This is a genomic window from Streptomyces sp. NPDC001156 (assembly GCF_053598275.1).
The window spans coordinates 1-5,776 of sequence record NZ_JBSFJX010000334.1; the positions used below are offsets into that span (position 1 = coordinate 1).

Consider the following 5,776-nt stretch of genomic DNA (forward strand, 5'->3'; position numbering starts at 1 on the left):
CCCTCACGAAACGGCGCGTCGTACGACCGTCGCTTCCCACCCATGACCCTCAACTTCCCCTTCAGTCACACCTCCACGCTACGAGGGGAAGGTCACAACCGCACTGGGTGCATCTCGAGATGAGTTTGGCGGCCGCACCGGCCCGGCGCTGCACGGCCGGCCGCGCCTGGTACCCGTCGAACTTCGGCTCGTAGGCCAGGCCGCCGGGCAGCGCGCCCGGCCCGGGCAGCGTGTCGCGCGCTTGGGCGAGCATCGGCTCGCCCGGCGGCCGCAACACCATCCCGCTAGACCGCCGCGACGCTCAGGCGCCAGGGTGCGCCGGCGCCTTGAGTCGCCAGCCGCTGCCACTACACGCCTGGTGCAGAGGCGGGAAGCGATGGCCCTTCACATCGGTGCTGTACTCGTGGCCCTGTCCGCAGTCGCACTCGTAGATCCCGGAGACGGGAACGATCTCGCCGGGGTGGTGGACCTGCTCGGTGTCTTCACCCATAGAGCCTGTCTACGCCACCCCCCGGGATGCCGCACGCCGCTAGGCGGCGATCGGGTTGAGCTCGGCAGCCGCGACGTACATTCGGATACATGAACGAGGTGCCCAGGCGCATCGACCCCACGACGGACCGCGTGTCCGCAGCGATCATGCTGGGCTGCACACCCGCGCAGGTCGGCCCGGGCGCCCGCTGCCAGGGACTGACCTGCCGCTACGGGCGCGGCGCCCAACTGCTGTGCCCCCACGGCCGGGCCATCGAGCAGAGCACCCAGTTCGTGAGGTGACGGAAAACCGGTCGCGGGTACTCGAAACTACGGAATCTGCCGTTTTCCGCTGCCTTTCCGAAGAAGGCGATCCCCATGAACTTCGCATGCGGAAAGCTCCCCTGCATGGCGGACGGAGCGGAGGCACTCTTCCCGTGGTACGCCATCATGTTCGCGATTCTAATTGTGGCTCTCGTGGTCATGCTGCTGAAGATCAGGCACCATTGACCTCCGCGGGCCCTCCCGGCGCGGTGTGCCTCGTTCAGGCGGAGCTATGGCCTTCTTTTCGCTCTCGAAGCGACAACCGTTGGAACTACTGTCCGCTACTGATCTGGCGATCGAGAACGAGCGGCTCAGAGGAGAACCAGCCACGACGTGATCGATCCCAAGGGCCACGAGATCGGGGCCCTGGAAGCGGTTTACCTGTATGGAGGAAGTGGCTATCCATGTTTGCGCTCTTCCTGCTCCTGATCCTCGCGGCGATCGTCCTGGGACTCGTCGGCGCGACGATGAAGGGACTGTTCTACCTCCTGATCATCGGCGTAGTGGTCTTCGTGGCCGACCTCGTGCTGCTGGGCACGCGCTGGGCGCGGCGATCGCACCGGCACGCCATCCGGTGATCGCCGCGGCCGGGCTGTTGGCTCTCGTGGTCCTGCGTGGATCTCCTCGGTGGCTCACCCATAGAGCCTGGCTACGCCGCCCCTAGGGGTGCCGCAGCCACTAGGCGGTGATCGGGTGGAGCTCGCCAGCCGCGGCGTTACCTCGGCGCATGAATGAGGTGCCCCAGACGCATCGACCCCGCCACGGACCGGGTGTCCGCTCCAGAGCTGCTCTCCGGCTCAGGTCGGCCCGTGCGCCCGCTGCCAGGGGCTGTCCTGCCCGTACGGGCGAGGCGCTCAGCCGCTACGCCTCCATTGCCGGGCCATCCAACGGAACACCAAACCGGCGGACGAGTAGGCACGGCCCGTCACAGCAGGATCGCCGTGTCAGACGCTCGCAAGCCAAAGACGCGACGTTTTTCACTCAGTCCGCGTTCCGGTGCATCTCGATCATCTGAGCGCGCCCTCCCCCGTGCCGTCAGGTGGGAGGCGTGCCCCCCATGGACTTCCGGCAGCCTGAACTGGGGGACGGCACCAGGCCGCGCGGCGCCACGCCCAGCCTGACCCGGCAGCAGCACGGCAGCCACCCGGCGCTTATGGGTGGGCAAGCATGACGGGAGCCGCCTTGCATCGCGCTGAAAGAGGAGCATGCGCGTCAGGCGCCCGAGGGCCAGGCTTGAGCTATGGCGAGGCGCCGCGTGATCGTTTACCCGCCGTCCGAGACCGGCGGTCGACGCGTGCGCGTCGACGGAGTGATCCTCGAGACGGCGTACAGCCTGCAGGATCTCAGCATGTTCCTCTGCCGTGCGGGTGCCAGGGGTGCACCGACCCTCCGAACCCTGGACGGTCGCGGCTCCCCCGTGGGCGGCATCGCCGTCCGAGGTCGGTTAGGTTGATAAAGCACCTGGTCAGATTGGGGTAACAAGCCGTAGCCCATCGGGGACGCTCCATGACCGGCCTGACCGTCATCCTGCTGCTCGTGGTCCTGGCTACAGCCGTGGCGACCGGGGCCCGACGCTGGAGCTTGCCCGCCCCCTCCCTCCTCGTGGTTGCCGGGCTGGCCGTTGGGCTGATGCCCTGGGTTCCCGAGGTTCGCCTGCCGCCTCACGTGATCAACGTGCTGGTCCTGCCGCCACTGCTCTTCGCCTCGGCCGGGGAAATCTCCGTCCGCGACCTGCGCACCGTGTGGCGGCCTGTGACCGGCCTGGTCTTCGGCCTGGTCCTCGCCTCGGCCATCGCCGTCGGGTACGTCGCCCGAGCGATCACCCCGCTCACCGCCGCGACCGCGTTCATCCTCGGCTCTGTCCTGGCCAGCACCGACCCCGTGGCTGTTACCGCGCTCGGCCGGCGCCTGTCTCTCCCCCCGCGCGTCCAGGCCATGGTGCAGGCGGAAAGCCTGTTCAACGACGCGACGTCCCTGGTCCTGTACAAGGTCGCCGTGGCCACAGCAGTTTCCGGCAGCGCCATCACCGTGCCCGGGACCGTCGAGCAGTTCCTGATCCTTGCAGGCGGAGGAGCCCTCATCGGCGCGGCGGTTACCGGGGTGGTGACCCTCATTCGCAGACGGACCCAGGACCCCATGGTCGTGACCGTCATCGCATTGGTCACTCCGTACGCCTCGTACGTCATCGCGGAGGAATCGCACACCTCCGGTGTGACCGCCGTCATCGTGTCCGGGGTCCTCCTTCGCAGCACCCGCCACAAGCTCAGCAACGCCCCCATCCGCCTCCAGGTCCACGCCGTCTACGACACCGTGACCTTCCTGCTGGAGAGCATCGTCTTCGCCCTCATCGGCCTTGAACTTCCCTCTGCTATTCGACACCTCGCGCACGATGAGAACGGCTGGCCGCTGTGGGTGCCAGTAATCGCCTTCACAGTGCTGGCGATCCGCCTTCTGTGGATCTTCCCGCTGTCCGCCCTGCTCCAGTACCGGCACAGGGAGAGCGACAGGCGCCTCTCCTGGCGCGGCCCGGCCGTCCTGTCCTGGGCCGGCACCCGAGGCGTCATGCCGCTGGCCGCCGCGCTCTCCATCCCCCTGGCCACCCACACGGGGGCGCCGCTGCCGCACCGGGCGCTCATCCTTACGCTCACCGCCGGGACCATCGTGCTCACGCTCATCGTCCAGGGCTTCACCCTCGCTCCCGTCGTCCGCCGCTCCGGCATTGCTCTTGAACCAGAGCACACCGCCCGCGAGGAGGCCCGGACCCGCCGACACATTGCCCACGCCGCTCTCGAAGAGCTCAAACAGCTTGGGGATCTGGATCAGCTCGCCGACCTGGGTGCCGCCGCCGAGGCCGCGTTGAAACAGGCCCGTCGCCATCTGGAGGCGCGCATCCACCAGGCCGAAGACGCCCACTACAGCGACCCCGACGCCCGTCCTGCCGAGGCCTACCGCGAGATACGCCGGACACTCATCGCCATAGAAGCGACCGAGCTCCAGCGTCTCTACAAAGCGAACAAGATCAGCAACGCCACCCGGCGCCGGATCCAGCGCGAACTCGACCTCGAGGAAGCCAGCCTCCGCGACCTCGGCTGACTGTCTGATAACCCTTCGGGTCGAAGCCTTCCGCCCTACCAAGTCGCCGACCTGCACTGTCGCCTACTGCGAACCAGATCGACGGCTTCGGCCTCGACGGAAGGCCGTACGCACGTGGGCTCGGGCCAACGGCCACCGCATCGTCAAGCCCCTCAGATGCCGGCGATGCCCGTGAGGTCGGCCGCCGCTCCGTACGGGGCTGCTGCCCAGGGCCCGCCCCGTCGGCATCGGGATGCTCCATGAACGCCTTGTCATAGGCGGCCGCCGACCGGGGGATGGGCGATGTGCCGGGTCGGCGTCCCACCGGGGCTCCACCCGCTCGACGCCGGACAGGACCAGCCCGGCGACCACCGACTTGTGCGCGTCCCGTCCGACGAGGAGCCAGTGGCCCGGGCAGGTCACCGCCAACATGGCGGCCTTCACCGACAGGGAACTGCCGCACGTCGAAAAACGCGTGGTCGGCGTGCACCGCGTCGGCCATGAGCTCCTCGGCCCGCTCCAGTGCGCGGGCACGGGCGAGCCGGTCGTCAAGGCCACCATTGGCCAGGACGACGCCGAAGAACACGGCGTCCCCCCAGCACGGCCCGGGCGCGGGGACCCGCGCCACGCGCTGCTTGTTATAGCGGCTAGGGCATCGAGGACGGGCGCCTCATCGTGGTTCAGACCCACGTGTGAGCCGTTCCCGAAAAACCGCGATCGACATGCCCCGTGGACCATCCGGGCGGGTGTCAATGCCGGCCGTGTGCGTCGGCTGCTTCGGGGAACTCGTTGCCGTTAACGAACACTGATAGGAATGCGAGCGGGGTGCCTTGTCCAATCCACCCAAGCAGCGACGCAGTGACAACGGGCGGTGGCACACCGCAGTCCAGCGCCGAGCTCAAGGCGCGGCAGACCCAGGCGAAGGACCGGCACCCGCACGGCACGGACAAGGGCGACAAGGAAGGCGCGGCGGCGTACCGCCGGACCAGCAGCCCGAGCATCCGTGGGCCGAGCGCCCGCTGCCGTATCGAGACCTTGAACCTCCCCTCAGTGGGCAGGAAAGGAGGGGCGTCATGCCGGCCGGATCGAGTTCCAAGCGCGAGCGGCAGTACGAGCACATCAAGGAGAGCGCCGAGGATCGTGGCGAGTCGTCGGAGCGGGCGAAGGAGATCGCCGCGCGGACGGTGAACAAGGAGCGGGCCAGGTCCGGTGAGTCGAAGACCGCCAGCAAGACCTCCACGCGTGACCCGAAGTCGGCGTCCGAGCGCGGTGGGCAGCGCTCCCACAGCGGCGCGGAAGGACCCACCAGGGACCAGTTGTACGAAGAGGCCAAGAAGCGCAACATCCACGGCCGCTCCTCGATGACCAAGGAGCAGTTGGAGAATGCGCTCGGCCGCTGACAGTAGGTGCCGGTCCCCAGTGAGGCTTGGGCCGGGGCCCGGGCAGGACGTACGGCCGACGCCTTCGTCAATGAGCACATCGAGCAGGACGGCGCGGGTTTCCGCGCCGTCTGTGTGTGCGCCAGGAACGCCATGTCGTGGGCATTCGACGCGCTGCCCGCACTTGGCTTACGGCTTCTTGTGCGTACCAGGCACCGCGTTGAGTGTGCCCTGATCGCCGCAATTTATGACGGTGACGGCGCCGCGAGGCGTCGCCCGCGTCGAGTAACTGGAGGTCACCCGGCCCGGTTGAGGAAGACTTACAACGTTGATCCAGCCCGTCGGCCGCGGTGTATGTGGTCCGGCGGCAGACCCATCGGCTCCCCTGTGCGCGACCTCGCTCGGTGGGTACTCGGCGGCCGAGGGCGGTGAACGGCACCGCCAAAGCCGGGGAAGGACATTGACCATGACCCAGCACGTGCGCGACATCATGACCAGCGCGCCGGTGACCGTGGAACCGCAGGCCTCCGTGG

The 5,776-nt window shown here is 68.3% G+C and carries 7 protein-coding genes and 2 pseudogenes; 7 read left to right on the forward strand and 2 right to left on the reverse strand.

The window, feature by feature from the left end:
• Positions 1-301 precede the first annotated feature (301 nt).
• Positions 302-490: a hypothetical protein gene (locus ACWDA7_RS49440; protein WP_450614350.1), complete on the reverse strand. Its 189-nt coding sequence runs from the start codon at positions 488-490 to the stop codon at positions 302-304.
• A gap of 89 nt (positions 491-579) precedes the next feature.
• Between ACWDA7_RS49440 and ACWDA7_RS49445 the strand changes: the two genes are divergently transcribed.
• The 5 genes from ACWDA7_RS49445 to ACWDA7_RS49465 all read left to right on the forward strand — a co-directional run bounded on the left by ACWDA7_RS49445 (position 580) and on the right by ACWDA7_RS49465 (position 3,885).
• On the forward strand, positions 580-771 hold the full coding sequence (locus ACWDA7_RS49445; protein ID WP_450614352.1) for a hypothetical protein: 192 nt from the start codon (positions 580-582) through the stop codon (positions 769-771).
• A gap of 75 nt (positions 772-846) precedes the next feature.
• The gene (locus ACWDA7_RS49450) at positions 847-978 is read left to right on the forward strand and encodes a hypothetical protein (protein WP_450614354.1); all 132 of its coding nucleotides are present in this window, start codon (positions 847-849) and stop codon (positions 976-978) included.
• Positions 979-1,196: 218 nt separating this feature from the next.
• Positions 1,197-1,370: a hypothetical protein gene (locus ACWDA7_RS49455; RefSeq protein ID WP_450614356.1), complete on the forward strand. Its 174-nt coding sequence runs from the start codon at positions 1,197-1,199 to the stop codon at positions 1,368-1,370.
• Between the two features lie 662 nt (positions 1,371-2,032).
• A complete protein-coding gene (locus tag ACWDA7_RS49460; RefSeq protein WP_450614358.1) occupies positions 2,033-2,245 on the forward strand; it encodes a hypothetical protein in 213 nt (70 codons plus the stop codon).
• Between the two features lie 53 nt (positions 2,246-2,298).
• Positions 2,299-3,885, forward strand: a complete 1,587-nt coding sequence (locus ACWDA7_RS49465) for a Na+/H+ antiporter (RefSeq protein ID WP_450614360.1) — start codon at positions 2,299-2,301, stop codon at positions 3,883-3,885.
• 155 nt (positions 3,886-4,040) lie between these two features.
• Here ACWDA7_RS49465 and ACWDA7_RS49470 read toward each other — a convergent pair.
• A pseudogene (locus ACWDA7_RS49470) lies at positions 4,041-4,554 on the reverse strand (ornithine decarboxylase); the annotation flags it as partial.
• 383 nt (positions 4,555-4,937) lie between these two features.
• Between ACWDA7_RS49470 and ACWDA7_RS49475 the strand changes: the two are divergent.
• The gene (locus tag ACWDA7_RS49475) at positions 4,938-5,264 is read left to right on the forward strand and encodes a plasmid stabilization protein (RefSeq protein WP_450614361.1); all 327 of its coding nucleotides are present in this window, start codon (positions 4,938-4,940) and stop codon (positions 5,262-5,264) included.
• Positions 5,265-5,571: 307 nt separating this feature from the next.
• Positions 5,572-5,776 (forward strand): annotated as a pseudogene (locus ACWDA7_RS49480) (hypothetical protein); the annotation flags it as partial.